The organism is Pseudomonas sp. Sample_16 (assembly GCF_004307665.1).
Taxonomy (GTDB): domain Bacteria; phylum Pseudomonadota; class Gammaproteobacteria; order Pseudomonadales; family Pseudomonadaceae; genus Aquipseudomonas.
The window spans coordinates 1-13,515 of record NZ_RCOB01000095.1; the positions used below are offsets into that span (position 1 = coordinate 1).

Sequence of the window (13,515 nt, forward strand, 5' to 3'; positions counted from 1 at the left end):
AGTAGATCTGCTGCACGATGCCGGCCAGGCGGAACAGGCCGTAGGTGTAGTAGAAATCGAAATTGTCGATCTGGATGCCGGATCGCTGGGCGTAGTAGTCGACGAACTCGCGGCGGGTCAGCATCCCCGGGGCGTGGCTCGGCTGGCGGCGCATCATCTGCACCGGCGCCGGGTCGTCGGCCTCGATCCAGTAGGCGAGGGTATTGCCCAGGTCCATCAAGGGATCGCCGAGGGTGGTCAGTTCCCAGTCGAGCACGCCGATGATCTGCATCGGATTGTTCGGGTCGAGGATGACGTTGTCGAAACGGTAGTCGTTGTGAACGATGCTGGACGTCGGGTGGTCGGCGGGCATCTTGTCGTTGAGCCAGGCCTTGACCACGTCCCACTGTGGGGCATCGGGGGTCAGGGCTTTTTCGTAGCGGTCGCTCCAGCCTTTGATCTGCCGTGCCACGTAACCTTCGGGCTTGCCGAGGTCACCCAGGCCGTAAGCGTTGTAGTCGACCTGGTGCAGTTCGACGAACTTGTCGATGAAACTCTTGCACAGGGCTTCGGTTTTCGCTGAATCGAGCCCCAGTTCCGCTGGCAGTTCCGAGCGCAGGATGATGCCGTTGACCCGTTCCATCACGTAGAACTCGGCACCGATCACCGATTCGTCGGTGCAATGCACGTAGGCTTTGGGGCAGTACGGAAAACCCTCGCGCAATTGATTGAGGATGCGAAATTCGCGGCCCATGTCATGGGCGGATTTGGCCTTGTGGCCGAACGGGGGCCGACGCAGGACAAACTCCTGTTCGGGGTATTCCAGCAAATAGGTAAGGTTCGACGCACCGCCCGGGAACTGGCTGATCTGCGGCAAGCCGCTCAGACCCGGAATGTGGGCCTTGAGGTATGGATCGATCAGGCTGGCATCGAGTTCTTCGCCGGTACGGATACGGGTGGACTGGTCAGTAAGCGCCATGCTTATCCCTTCTACTTATTTTGGAGGCCAGACATCATTGGCTAATCTAATGGTGCGCCTTGGGAGCCACAAGCGCGACACGGTCTTATAGGTTAGCGTGTTGCCGGATAATCAGTGATCCTGATGTGTAAGCAACCCTCATCCGATCAGCCTCCATCACACCCCGGAGCCTCCTTGCTCGCAGGTGGGGCGCGCCTCAGAACGACTTGCTGACGCTCGCCACGACAGTGGCGCTGCAAACGTCATCGAACCCCCAGTTGCTGGCGCACTGACTTTTCGACAGGTCGGTGTCGATGTAGCTCAGGCCCAGCATCACGCCGGCCAGTTCGTGGGCCAGCTTGACCTCCCACTCACGGTACGAATCTTCGGCTTCGCCCGAACGTGAGTAGAGATGCGGGTCCTTGAAGTCCATGTTGCCGTAACGCAGTTTCAGACCCACATCGTAGGGCAACTCGGTTTCGTAGCCGACATAGCTGTAGAGCGAGTTCTGCTCGCTGTCGATTCCCGGCGCATCGGCGGAGTAATAGGCTCCGAGCTTGACCCCGTAGACGCTGAGAATGCCGTAGGCCTCACTCTGGTTGAACTGGCTTTCTCTGGGATAGGTGTACTTCAGGTAGCCGACGTCCAGGCTCACTTCTTCAGTGGCTTGCCACAGCCAGCCGGCGTAATAGTCGACTTCCTGCCGGGTTTTCAGGCCACCGCCGAAATCGACGTTTGAACTCCATGCGCCGAGGTACAGGCCACTGCTGTGGGCCAGGGTGATGGCACCCTGAATGGCCGGGTCATTCTGGGTTTGCGAGATACCGCGGGTGCGGTAGTCGCTGGCCAGGGTCACGTCCAGCAGCAGGGCGAAGTCGTCATTCAAGGGGATGGCCTGGCTGCTCAAGGGCAGCAGGCTCAAGGAACCGAGGGCGAACAGGGTCAAGGCTTTCATAAGATGCATTCCGCTATTGTGATTGTTATGGGCAGATGTCGGGCAAGGCTGCGCCAGGCCCCCGGGTTGGAACACACCGGGGGCGGGCAGCGAAGTGGTTGCGGGTTTTTATCAGAGGGTCGCTGCGTAGACCTGACGGCCGGCGAACCAGGTTTGCAGCACTTGGGTGTCGTGCAGGGCTTTGTCATCGACGCTGAACACGTCGCGGTCAAGGACGATGAAGTCGGCCTGTTTGCCGGCGCTCAACGAACCAATGTTCTTGTCCAGGCCGATGGTGCGCGCAGCGTTGAGGGTATAGGCGTAGAACATGGTTTCGCGGTCGATACGTTCATCGGCGTTGAGCACGCCCAGCGGGCCGACCCGGGTCATCGCCTGAGCCATGGCGTTGAACGGGTTCGGCGACGACACCGGCCAGTCGCTGGCGCCGGAAATGATTGCGCCCTGTTTGAGCAGCGAGTGCGCCGGGTATTGGTAACGGAATGCCTGGGCGCTGACGTAAGGCTTGATCATGTCGGTGGTGTAGTCGTCGGCGGCGGCCCAGAGCAGTTGCATCGAGGCAATGACGTCGAGCGGCTTGAACCGGGCGAACTCCTTCGGATTGACCATTTGCAGGTGAGTGACCGAGTGCGTCACGCCGCTTTGGCGGTCCTTGCGCGCTTGGGCGATCCCGTTCAGTGATTCACGCACGGCACGGTCACCGATGGCGTGGATGTGCACCAGCCAGCCGCGCTGGTCGATGGCACTGACCAGCTCGCCGAAATGCTTTGGATCGATCAGCAGTTCGCCCTGTTTGTGCGAGTTGCTGTAGGGATCGATCATCGCCGCGCTCTGCGCCGGGTACTCGATCACACCGTCGGCGAAGATCTTGACCCCGGGCAAGGTCAGGTTGGGGATGCCCTGAAATTGCTGGCGGACCTTGTCCAGCGTATCCAGATCGGCCGGCACGCTTTTCGAATTGGCCACCAGCAGCGCGGCAATGTGGGCGGTCATGGCGCCACTTTGCGCCAGTGCCTTGTACACCGGCAGCACACCGACGGTTTTTTCCGTCGGCTTGAGGGCGAAGATCGGCTCGCCGGGCGCGGCGTTGGCGGCAGGGTCCATCCACGCGGTAATGCCCAGGCTGTTGTTGTAGCTCACGGCGGTTTGCGCGGCCTTGAGCATGTCGGCGGCGCTCGGTGCCGGCATTTTCGAGGCCACCCGATCCCAGCCGGCATCTACCAGAAATCCATTGGGCCTGCCGTCCTTGAGTTTGCCGATGGTGCCGTCTTCAGCTGCCGGCAATGACTTGATCAGCGCAGCATCGATACCGGCGCGCTTGAGCATCACATCATTGGCCCAGGCCGTATGGTGGTCGCTGCCGGTAAAGACCAGCGGCACGTCGGCCCATTCGCCACTGTTGAACTTCTTGCCCAGCGCTTCCGACTGCGCCCAGTACGCCGAACTCATGCCGGCCACGCTCAGCACATCGCCGTGCCGCGCTTTTCCGTCGTCACGCCAGGCGCGCAGGCGTTTCTCCAGTTCGTCAAGGTCCACGACCTCGTCTTCCATGTTGGCCGAGACCATTTCCAGGCCACCGAAGATGGCATGGGAATGGGTGTCGATCAGGCCGGGCATCAGTGTTTTCCCGTCCAGGTCGATGACCTGTGTTCCAGACTCGATCAGCGCCTTGATCTGCGCATCGCTGCCCACTTGCAGCACTTTGCCGTCCTCGACCGCCAGCGCCTGGACCTTGGGCTGATTGCGGTCGGCGGTGAAAATCTTGCCATTGAATAACACCAGGTCAGTCGCTGCCATGGCTTCCAACGAGGCAAAACTCATGGCGGCCATCAATAGATTCGGGATGAATCTTTTCATTGAATGTTTCCTTGTTATTGCGTCTGATGGCCAGATTAGTGGCTTGCTGCGCTCGGCAGAACGCCTCACTCACGAAAAACGTTTTTGCCTGATTGGAAAAAATATGGACAAGCTCGGTGCACTGAAAATGTTTGTGGTCACGGCGCAACTGGGCAGTTTCAGCCGCGCCGCCGAGCAACTGGGCAAGACCCCGTCAGCCCTGACCAAAGCCGTCAATCACCTGGAAGCGGAGCTGGGCGCACGGTTGTTCGAGCGCAGCACCCGACGGATTTTGCTCACGGAGTCCGGGCGGCTCTACCTGGAGACTGCGCGTCAGGTGTTGCAGCGACTGGACGAGGCCGGCGAGGAAATCGAGCAGTTGCAGCATGGTTTGCGCGGCAGCCTGAAAATCACTGCACCGCTGGCCTATGGGCAGGCTTTTCTCGATCAGGTGTGCGGTGGTTTTCTTGAGCAATACCCGCAAATCAACCTGCAAGTGGACCTGTGCGACGAGTTCGTCAACCTGCTGGAGAGCGGCTACGACCTGGCGTTGCGCGAAGGGCATGACGACTTGCCGGGGTTGATTGCGCGGGTGGTCGGCAGCAATCGCCTGGCGCTGTGCGCCAGCCCGGAATATCTGGCACGCAAGGGGCTGGCGGTCACCCCGCAGACCCTTGATGACCACGAATGGTTGCTGTATCGCCATCCGTTGCTCAGCCGTGAATTCTGGTGGGCCGAGCGCGATGGCCAGCGCCTGAGCTTGCCACAACCGTTGGCACCGCGCCTGCGCAGCGACAATTACGACTTGCTGCTGGCCAATGCCCTGGCGGGGCGCGGTTTGCTGCACACACCCTTGTGGAGTGCCGCGCCGTACATCGCCGAAGGGCGACTGGTGCGGCTGATGGCCGACTACGACATCGACCCGGACAGCTTCGGCCCGCACATACTGGCGGTGTACCCGAGCCATCGGCGGGCGACGGCCAAAGTGCTGGCGTTCATCGATTACATCGCAGGGTTTCTGGCGTCCCGTGGGTTGAGCTGACTGGCGGTGCTTGTCAGGAAAATGGCAAAAGAGTACAAATGTACTCCATGACGACTCTGACTCCCCGCCGTACCGCCATCCTGACCTTTATCCGCGAGCGCATCGCCGAGCACGGTCAGTCCCCGAGCCTCGCTGAAATCAGCGAGGCGTTCGGCTTCGCCTCCCGCAGCGTGGCGCGCAAGCATGTGCTGGCGCTCACCGAAGCCGGGTTTATCGAGGTCAACCCGAATCAGGCCCGGGGCATTCGCCTGCTCGGGCAGCCACCGCGCCCCGAGTTGCTGGATATCCCGGTCCTCGGTCGCGTGGCGGCGGGTGCGCCGATCGGGGCCGATGCCGAAATCCATAGCCGCTTGCTGCTCGATCCTGCGATCTTTTCCCGGGTGCCGGACTACATGCTGCGGGTGCGCGGCGACTCGATGATCGAGGACGGCATTCTCGACGGCGACCTGGTGGGCGTGCACCGCAGCCCCGAGGCGGTCAACGGCCAGATCGTCGTGGCGCGCCTCGACGGCGAAGTCACCATCAAGCGCTTCGAACGGGTCGGCGACACGGTCCGGTTGCTGCCGCGCAATCCGGCCTATCAGCCGATCATCGTCGAAGCCGACCGGGACCTCGCCATCGAAGGCGTGTTCTGCGGCCTGGTGAGGCAAGGCTGATGGGCGCCGTCGTTGCGTTGGATACGCTGTTCAATGGCGGCCAGGTGTGGAAGGGCCGGCCTGCGCCGCCAGCCGTCAGCCCACAACCCACCGGGCATGCCGCGCTGGATGCGGCGCTGCCCACCGGTGGCTGGCCTGAGGCGGCGCTGACCGAAATCCTGCTGGCCGGGCAGGGCGTCGGTGAGTTGCAACTGGTGTGGCCGGCGCTGGCGCGATTGTCGGCGGCAGGCGAGCGCATCGTGCTGGTGGCACCGCCATACGTGCCATATCCGCAAGCCTGGCAGAGCGCCGGGGTCGATCTGCGCCAGTTGTCGATCATCCAGGCCAGTGAACGCGATGCGCTGTGGGCCGCGGAACAATGCCTGCGTTCGGGCAGTTGCGGTGCGGTGCTGTGCTGGCCGCACAAGGCGGATGATCGCGCCCTGCGTCGCTTGCAGGTGGCGGCGGAAACCGGCCAGACCCTGGCATTCGCCTACCGTTCGCTCAATGAAGCGGTCAACCCTTCGCCGGCGGCGCTGCGCATCGCCATCGATGCCAGGCCGGCGCAATTGCGCGTGCTCAAGTGTCGGGGCGGGCTGGCCCGGTCGGCACCGATTGCCTTCGCCGTAGGGCATTGAGGTTGCCATGCGCTGGGTGTGTATCCTTTTCCCGCAATTGGCGCTGGACGCAGTACTGCGTCAGCGCACCGATCCCGATGAACCGCTGGCGCTGCTGACCGGTCCGGCTCAGCGCCGGATGCTGCAAGCGGTCAACGGCCCGGCACGCGCCCTCGGCCTGCGCCCCGGCCAGTCCATGAGCGCCGCCCAGGCCCTGAGCAAGGGCTTTGCCACGGCCGAATACGACGTCGCCGACATCGAGCACTGGCAGCAGTTTCTGGCGGCCTGGGCCTATCGGTTCAGCTCCCAGGTCAGCGTCCATTATCCGCGGGCCCTGGTGTTTGAAATCGAATCCAGCCTGGGCCTGTTCGGCGACTGGCCGCAATTCGAGGCGCGCCTGCGCAACGAGCTTGGCGAACTGGGCTTTCGTCACCGCATTGTCGCTGCGCCCAACCCGGTGGCGGCACGAATGCTGGCCAATGCCTATGACGGTCTGGTGGTGGCCAATGATCAAGCCTTGCAGTATCACCTCGGACAAATGCCCATCGACCGCATCGGCCTTGAGGCCAGCGTCGCCACGGCGTTGTCGCGCATGGGGCTGCGCACCCTGAGTCAGGTGCAGGCCTTGCCCCGGCACAGCCTGGCCCGGCGTTTCGAAGCCCAGGTGCTCAGGCATCTCGACACTTTGTTCGGGTTGCGGCGGCTGGCCCTGGCGTTCTACTTGCCACCGGATCGCTTCGACGTGCGCATCGAACTCAACTTCGATGTGCAATCCCATCAGGCCTTGCTGTTTCCGCTGCGTCGATTGACCGGTGACCTGTCGGCGTTTCTCTGTGGTCGCGACAGCGGCGTGCAGCGTTTCGACCTGCACCTGGAACACGCCGGATTGCCGGACACGGTGATCAAGGTCGGCCTGCTCAGCGCGGAGCGCGACCCGGCGATGCTTTTCGAATTGGCCCGGGGCCGGCTGGAGCAGGTTCAGGTCGAGGCCCCGGTGCGCGGTTTTCGCCTGTGCGCCGAAGACTTGCCGGCCTTCGTGCCCCAGTTTCAAGAACTGTTCGACGACCGTCCGCAGCAATCCTTGCCCTGGGAGCAACTGCGCGAACGCCTGCGTGCGCGGTTGGGGGATGAGGCGGTGCATGGTTTGCGCTTTCAGGCCGATCACCGCCCCGAGTGTGCGTGGCAGGCCCGTGCCGACAGCCAGCCCTGCGCAGGATTCCCGACCGTGCAGCGTCCGGGCTGGCTGCTGACCGAACCGCTGACGGTGCACGAAGGCTCGACCCGTATCCTCATGGGGCCAGAGCGTATCGAGTCCGGCTGGTGGGACGGTGATGATGTGCGCCGCGATTACTACCTGATCGAAACCCGCGCCGGTCAGCAGGGCTGGGCCTACCGTGTGGTGGGCGAGAATGGCCCGTTGTGGCTGCAAGGCTGGTTCGCATGAGTGCCGGGTATGCCGAACTGCACTGCCTGTCGAACTTCAGTTTCCAGCGCGGTGCCTCGAGTGCCCTTGAACTGTTTCAACGGGCGAAAAAACAGGGCTATCAAGCCTTGGCGATCACCGACGAATGCACGCTGGCCGGGATCGTCCGCGCCTGGCAAGCGGCGAAATCCGTTGAGTTGCCGTTGATTATCGGCAGCGAAATCCGCATCGAAAACGGCCCGAAACTGGTGTTGCTGGTGGAGAGCCTTGAGGGCTATCAGACGCTGTGCCGTTTGATTACCCGCGCCCGACGCCGTACGCAGAAAGGCCAGTACCGGATATTGCGCGAGGATTTCAGCGAACCATTGCCCGGGCTGTTGGTGCTGTGGGTGCCTGACACGGTGAATGACGTGGAGCAGGGCCGCTGGCTGCAACAGGTCTTTGCAGAACGGCTGTGGCTGGCGGTGCAGTTGCATCGGTGCCAGGACGATGTCCGCCGTCTCAACGACCTGCTGGCCCTGGCCCGGGAACTGCGGATTCCAGCGGTGGCCTGTGGCGATGTGCACATGCATGCACGCGGGCGCCGGGCCTTGCAGGACACCATGACCGCGATCCGCCATCACCTGCCGGTGGCCGATGCCGGGTTGCGCCTGCATCCCAATGGTGAACGGCATCTGCGCAGCCTCGAGGTTCTGTCCAGTCTGTATCCGCCAGCCTTGCTCGACGAAACGCTGGCCATAGCCCGGCGCTGCTCGTTCGACCTCGGCCAGTTGCGTTATCAATATCCTCGGGAGCTGGTGCCGGCAGGGCATTCGGCCGCGTCGTGGCTACGTGACCTCACAGAAAAGGGCGTTGCGTGGCGTTGGCCAAAAGGCCCGAAAATCGAAGTGCTGAAGCAGATCGACAAAGAATTGGAGCTGATTGCCGAGCTGGGCTACGAAAGTTATTTCCTGACCGTCCACGACATCGTGCGCTTCGCCCGTGAACAGCAGATTCTTTGCCAAGGGCGCGGCTCTGCCGCTAACTCGGCGGTGTGTTTTGCCTTGGGCATCACCGAAATCGATCCGGATCGCACCACGTTGTTGTTCGAACGCTTTATTTCCAAGGAGCGCAACGAGCCCCCGGACATCGATGTCGACTTCGAGCATGAGCGGCGCGAGGAAGTCTTGCAGTACGTGTTCCAGCGTTATGGCCGGGCCCGTGCTGCGCTGACGGCGGTGGTCAGCACCTACCACGCGGCGGGCGCGGTGCGCGACGTCGCCAAGGCGCTGGGTTTGCCAGCGGACCAGATCAACGCCCTGGCCGACTGCTGCGGTCACTGGAGCGATCAAACCCCACCCGTGGAACGCTTGCTCGAGAGCGGTTTCGATCCCGAGAGCCCGATACTGCGGCGGGTGCTGAGCCTGACGGGACAACTGATCGGCTTCCCCCGGCATCTGTCCCAGCATCCCGGCGGCTTCGTGATTTCCGAGCAGCCGCTGGACAGTCTGGTCCCGGTGGAAAATGCGGCCATGGCCGAGCGCACCATCATCCAGTGGGACAAGGACGACCTCGACGCGGTGGGGTTGCTCAAGGTCGACATTCTCGCGCTGGGCATGCTCAGCGCGATTCGTCGCTGTTTCGATCTGGTGCGTCGACACCGAAACCTCGACTTGAGCCTGGCGACGATTCCGCCCGAAGACGCGGCCACCTACGAAATGATCGGTCGCGCCGACACGGTCGGCGTGTTTCAGATCGAGTCCAGGGCGCAGATGTCGATGCTGCCGAGGCTGCGGCCAAAGACGTTTTACGATCTGGTGATCGAGGTGGCAATCGTGCGGCCCGGGCCGATCCAGGGCGGCATGGTGCACCCGTACCTGCGACGGCGAAACAAGGAAGAACCGGAGGTTTATCCGTCGCCGGAACTGGAAGTCGTGCTCAAGCGCACCCTTGGCGTACCGCTGTTCCAGGAACAAGTGATGCAGATCGCCATTGTCGCCGCCGACTACAGTCCCGGCGAGGCCGACCAGTTGCGCCGTTCCATGGCTGCCTGGAAACGTCATGGCGGGCTTGAACCGCACAAGGAACGGCTGGCGGCCGGTATGAAAAAGAACGGCTACAGCGCTGAATTCGCCGCGCAGATTTTCGAGCAGATCAAAGGCTTCGGCAGTTACGGTTTTCCCGAGTCCCATGCCGCCAGTTTTGCGTTGTTGACCTATGCCAGTTGCTGGCTGAAATGCCACGAACCGGCGGCATTCGCCTGTGCGCTGATCAACAGTTGGCCCATGGGTTTCTACAGCCCGGACCAGATTCTGCAGGACGCGCGTCGCCATCACTTGCAGATTCGTCCGGTGGACGTGCGGGCCAGCGACTGGGATTGCAGCCTGGAACCGGTCACCGGCGCACAACCGGCGATTCGCATGGGCCTGCGGATGATCAAGGGCTTTCGCGAGGACGATGCCCGGCGTATTGAAGCGGCCCGTTGTACAGGCGCGTTTGCCGACATTGCCGACCTCGGCGAACGGGCACGACTCGATGCCCGCGCCCGCGAGCAACTGGCCGATGCCGGAGCATTGCGCGGGCTGGCCGGTGATCGCCATCGGGCGCGCTGGGAGGTCGCTGGTGTGCAAAGGCAGCTCGGGTTATTTGCCGGTCTGCCGAGCCAGGAGGAGGGCGCCATTGTGCTGCCCAAACCCACGGTCGGCGAAGACCTGCGGGCCGATTACAACAGCCTCGGCACCACCCTCGGTCCGCATCCGCTGGCGTTGCTGCGCGCTGAGTTGAAAGCCCGGCGCTGCCGCAGTTCGAAGGAGCTGCTGGAGGTCGACCACGGGCGCCCGGTCAGCGTTGCCGGGCTGGTGACCGGCCGACAACGCCCGGGCACCGCCAGCGGTGTGACCTTCGTCACCCTGGAAGACGAGTTTGGCAACGTCAATGTGGTGGTCTGGCGCGACCTGGCCGACCGGCAACGAAAGGTGTTGGTCGGCTCGCAGTTGCTCAAGGTCGATGGCCGCTGGGAGCGCGAAGGCGAAGTACGACACCTGATTGCCGGGCGCTTGAGTGACCTGAGCCCCTTGCTGGACGGCATCAGCGTGCGCAGCCGGGATTTCCACTAACCCATGGTGAACTGACTTTTGTGGCGAGGGAGCTTGCTCCCGCTGTGCCGCGAAGCGGACCCAGAATCATCGCGCGCAATGATTCAACGACCGCTGCGCAGCCGGGCGGGAGCAAGCTCCCTCGCCACAGCGGGTTTTGATGATTTTTATTTAGCCTGCGGCCAAAACCGCTCACCGCCGCCCGGTGCATCCGTCCAGGCCTGCAACGACCGTGTCGGCAAGTCGAAGTAATCCCGCGTACGGGCATAACCATGGCCGCCCATGCGGCCAATCGCATCGAGCCCCAGTTGATCGATGTACAGGGTTTTCGGGTCGATCAGCTCGTCCCGCACATGGGCCATCAGCACTTCACCAAAGATGATTTCACGGGATTGGCCGATGGACAGCGCCATCATCCGTCGACATTCCAGTGCTACCGGGGCTTCACCGATCCGCGGGCATTTGACCGTGGTGCCGGGGATGGCGGTGAGGCCGGCCGCGGTCAGTTCGTCGAAGCCGGGAGCGAAAGGCACGGCACAAACGTTCATGGCCTCCACCAGCGCATCGCTGACGATGTTCACGGTGAACTCCTGGTTGAGCTGGATGTTGCGCGTGGTGTCCTTGGGGCTTTGATCGCCATAGTTTTCCACGCCCAGGGCGAGGATCGGCGGGTCGGCGGAAAGCGCATTGAAAAAGCTGAACGGCGCGGCATTGACTCGGCCTTCGCCATCGACCGTGGTGACCAGCGCAATAGGGCGCGGCACCACACTGCCGATCAGAATCTTGTATTTGTCCCGTGGGCTCAGTTGGCTGAAGTCAAAGCTTTGCATAGTCAGAAATCTCTAGAGAAGAGGGTCAATGGCGCACAGTGGCGCCTGTGCGCTGTAGTCGTCGGCGTACGGGATGGCCGGTTGGAACAGACCTTTCCAGTCCGGTTGACCGAAGGCGCGATCGCTGTGGCTGCGCATCAGTTTTTCGAATTGTCGTTGGGCCTGGCGTTGCAGGGCGGGGTAGTCGACGCCTTGGACCTGACCTTCGTGCATCACGCAGCGGCCATCGATGTAACTGGCGATGCAGTCGTCACCGCGCCCGGCCAGAACCAGGTTTTTCAGCGGGTCGAATAACGGCCCCAGGTGCATTCCGCGCAGATTGAACACCGTGATGTCGGCCTTGCAGCCCGGCGCGAGGCGACCGATATCGTCGCGGCCCAGTGCCTTGGCGCCGCCCAGGGTCGCCGCGTTGTACAGGTCCAGCGCGCTGGTCAGTTGATTGCCGCCCTCCATCAGACGCGCAATGTTCAAGCCTTGACGCATGTTGTCCAGCAAGTCCGCCGGCCAGGTATCGGTGCCCAACGCGAAGTTGATGCCTTTGGCCCGATAGCGGCCGAACGAATTCAGCGCCTCGCCATCCCGGGCAAACACCACCGGGCAATGCACCAGGCTGGCGCCGCCATCCACCACTTGCTGCAGGTCTGCATCGCCGCGGGTATAGATGCCGTGGGGCAACAGGCTGCGCGGGGTCAGCAAGTCCAGTTGCTGCAACCAGCCCAGTGGCGAGGTGCCGCGCAGTTGCTCGACCATGGCCACTTCGCCGAGGCCCTGACAGCAATGCAAGCGCATCGGCGCGTTCAGCTCCCGACTCAGCGCGGCGGTGCGTTGCAACAGGGTGGGCGTGCAGGTCTGGATGCGATCAGGCAGTAGCGCACCGCGAATCAGGCCGCCGTTCGCGCCGTCGAAGTCCGCGAAAAAGCGCTCGGCCGCATCGAGTCCGGCCATGCCCCGGGGTTCATCCCAGTGATGCGCCAGGGTGCCGTCGGCCTGCCAGTAGCTCATCCCGCTCATGTAGCAAGGACCGAGGTAAGTACGCAGGCCCAACTCGGCCGCCACACCGGCCACGGCCGCGAACTCGTCGTAGGTTTCCGCCCATTCGCGGTAGTACATCGAGGTGATCGGCATGGCGGTGGTGATGCCGTTGCGGATCAGTTGCGTAAAGGCGAAGCGATACTTGGACACTTCTTCTTCAAGGCTGTAACTCTCCCGCGGGCCGCGCACCAGATATTCCGCGGACCACATGCGACCCATGTCGCGCTCTTCGCCGTTGTCCAGCGTCAACACCGTGGAATCGAGATCACCAAGGGCGTCCAGATCAATGAAGCCGGGGCCGATCAGTGCGTTGCCGTAGTCGATCCATTGATCCACCGGTCCAGCATAACCGCGCCCGACAAACTCAATGCGTGACCCGTTGAAGACCACTTCGCCGTCGCGCCACAGCACATGCTGCACACCGTCGAAGCCGACCACGCACCCGGCTCGTAAACCGATGCGTTTCACAGTCGGCTTTCCAGCAAGCGACCAGCCGATGCGATCAACCGACCTGCGCGATAGACCTGACGCAGCGGCCGGGAAACCACCGCCTCACCCAGTGTTTGTACCGGCATCAGCAGGAAGTCCGCGGGCTGGCCGATCTCCAGGCGATTCGCTTCGCGACCCAAAGCCTGGGCGCCATTCAACGTCGCGGCCTCAAACGCCGCTGCCAACTCTTCGTCCTTGTTCAAATCGAAACGGAACGCCAGCAACATGGCGCGCTCGAGCATGTCGCCATTACCCATGGGCGACCAGGTATCACGGATGCCGTCAGACCCCAGGCACACATTCACCCCGGTTTCGCGCAAGGCAAGGAACGGCGGCACGGCGCAGTCGGCAGGCGCCGAACTCATCAGTGAAATGTGCAAGGCAGCCAAGCGTTCGGCCAATGGTTTGACCTGACTCCACGGCAGCATGCCGAGGCAATAGGCGTGGCTGATCATCACTCGACCCTGGCGGTTGAAACGCTCGGTGTAGTCAGCGATCAGTGCAATCTGCCACAGGCCCAATTCGCCCTTGTCGTGCAGGTGAATGTCCACGCCGCGGTCAAAATCGCTGGCCAGCTTGAACACGAAATCCAGTTGCGCGACGGGATCATTGTCAATGCCACACGGGTCGAGCCCGCCGACGTTTTCC

General features: G+C 62.7%; 11 protein-coding genes. 5 read left to right on the forward strand and 6 right to left on the reverse strand.

Annotation, left to right across the window (positions count from 1 at the left end; genetic code table 11):
• From D8U69_RS13600 to D8U69_RS13610, 3 genes are all read right to left on the reverse strand, one after another.
• On the reverse strand, window positions 1-958 hold a 958-nt coding region (locus D8U69_RS13600; RefSeq protein ID WP_130907489.1), incomplete at its 3' end, for a phosphotransferase family protein.
• 196 nt (window positions 959-1,154) lie between these two features.
• Window positions 1,155-1,892 carry a TorF family putative porin gene (locus tag D8U69_RS13605; protein WP_056852856.1) on the reverse strand — a complete coding sequence of 246 codons (738 nt, stop codon included), beginning with the start codon at window positions 1,890-1,892 and terminating at the stop codon, window positions 1,155-1,157.
• Window positions 1,893-2,003: 111 nt separating this feature from the next.
• On the reverse strand, window positions 2,004-3,746 hold the full coding sequence (locus tag D8U69_RS13610) for an amidohydrolase (RefSeq protein ID WP_130907490.1): 1,743 nt from the start codon (window positions 3,744-3,746) through the stop codon (window positions 2,004-2,006).
• A gap of 103 nt (window positions 3,747-3,849) precedes the next feature.
• On the opposite strand from D8U69_RS13610, the gene D8U69_RS13615 reads away from it, so the two are divergent.
• Genes D8U69_RS13615 through D8U69_RS13635 form a run of 5 tightly spaced genes read left to right on the forward strand, consistent with a single transcriptional unit; the run spans window position 3,850 to window position 10,537 of the window.
• Complete coding sequence (locus tag D8U69_RS13615; RefSeq protein ID WP_056852854.1) at window positions 3,850-4,767, forward strand: LysR family transcriptional regulator; 918 nt, start codon at window positions 3,850-3,852, stop codon at window positions 4,765-4,767.
• Window positions 4,768-4,805: 38 nt separating this feature from the next.
• A complete protein-coding gene (gene lexA / locus D8U69_RS13620) occupies window positions 4,806-5,423 on the forward strand; it encodes a transcriptional repressor LexA (protein WP_056852853.1) in 618 nt (205 codons plus the stop codon).
• Window positions 5,423-6,040, forward strand: coding sequence for a translesion DNA synthesis-associated protein ImuA (gene imuA / locus D8U69_RS13625; protein WP_056852852.1), 618 nt, complete (start codon window positions 5,423-5,425; stop codon window positions 6,038-6,040). Before lexA ends, imuA begins: the two co-directional genes overlap by 1 nt.
• 7 nt (window positions 6,041-6,047) lie before the next feature.
• Window positions 6,048-7,463, forward strand: coding sequence for a DNA polymerase Y family protein (locus D8U69_RS13630; RefSeq protein ID WP_130903457.1), 1,416 nt, complete (start codon window positions 6,048-6,050; stop codon window positions 7,461-7,463).
• Complete coding sequence (locus tag D8U69_RS13635) at window positions 7,439-10,537, forward strand: error-prone DNA polymerase (protein ID WP_177434566.1); 3,099 nt, start codon at window positions 7,439-7,441, stop codon at window positions 10,535-10,537. Before D8U69_RS13630 ends, D8U69_RS13635 begins: the two co-directional genes overlap by 25 nt.
• Before the next feature lie 146 nt (window positions 10,538-10,683).
• Here D8U69_RS13635 and D8U69_RS13640 read toward each other — a convergent pair whose 3' ends face one another.
• The 3 genes from D8U69_RS13640 to D8U69_RS13650 form a co-directional block, all read right to left on the reverse strand.
• Complete coding sequence (locus D8U69_RS13640) at window positions 10,684-11,346, reverse strand: flavin reductase family protein (RefSeq protein ID WP_130903455.1); 663 nt, start codon at window positions 11,344-11,346, stop codon at window positions 10,684-10,686.
• A 12-nt stretch (window positions 11,347-11,358) separates the two neighbouring features.
• Window positions 11,359-12,846, reverse strand: coding sequence for an amidohydrolase family protein (locus D8U69_RS13645; RefSeq protein ID WP_130907492.1), 1,488 nt, complete (start codon window positions 12,844-12,846; stop codon window positions 11,359-11,361).
• The coding region (locus D8U69_RS13650) for an amidohydrolase family protein (RefSeq protein WP_153189003.1) at window positions 12,843-13,515 on the reverse strand (673 nt) is incomplete at its 5' end. The genes D8U69_RS13650 and D8U69_RS13645, both read right to left, overlap by 4 nt.

What these genes read in the sequence shown, in the direction of transcription:
- D8U69_RS13640 (WP_130903455.1), bottom strand. Translation starts at nt 11,346, where the DNA reads ATGCAAAGCTTTGACTTCAGCCAACTGAGCCCACGGGACAAATACAAG.
- lexA (WP_056852853.1), top strand. Translation starts at nt 4,806, where the DNA reads ATGTACTCCATGACGACTCTGACTCCCCGCCGTACCGCCATCCTGACC.
- imuA (WP_056852852.1), top strand. Translation starts at nt 5,423, where the DNA reads ATGGGCGCCGTCGTTGCGTTGGATACGCTGTTCAATGGCGGCCAGGTG.
- D8U69_RS13605 (WP_056852856.1), bottom strand. Translation starts at nt 1,892, where the DNA reads ATGAAAGCCTTGACCCTGTTCGCCCTCGGTTCCTTGAGCCTGCTGCCC.
- D8U69_RS13610 (WP_130907490.1), bottom strand. Translation starts at nt 3,746, where the DNA reads ATGAAAAGATTCATCCCGAATCTATTGATGGCCGCCATGAGTTTTGCC.
- D8U69_RS13630 (WP_130903457.1), top strand. Translation starts at nt 6,048, where the DNA reads ATGCGCTGGGTGTGTATCCTTTTCCCGCAATTGGCGCTGGACGCAGTA.
- D8U69_RS13615 (WP_056852854.1), top strand. Translation starts at nt 3,850, where the DNA reads ATGGACAAGCTCGGTGCACTGAAAATGTTTGTGGTCACGGCGCAACTG.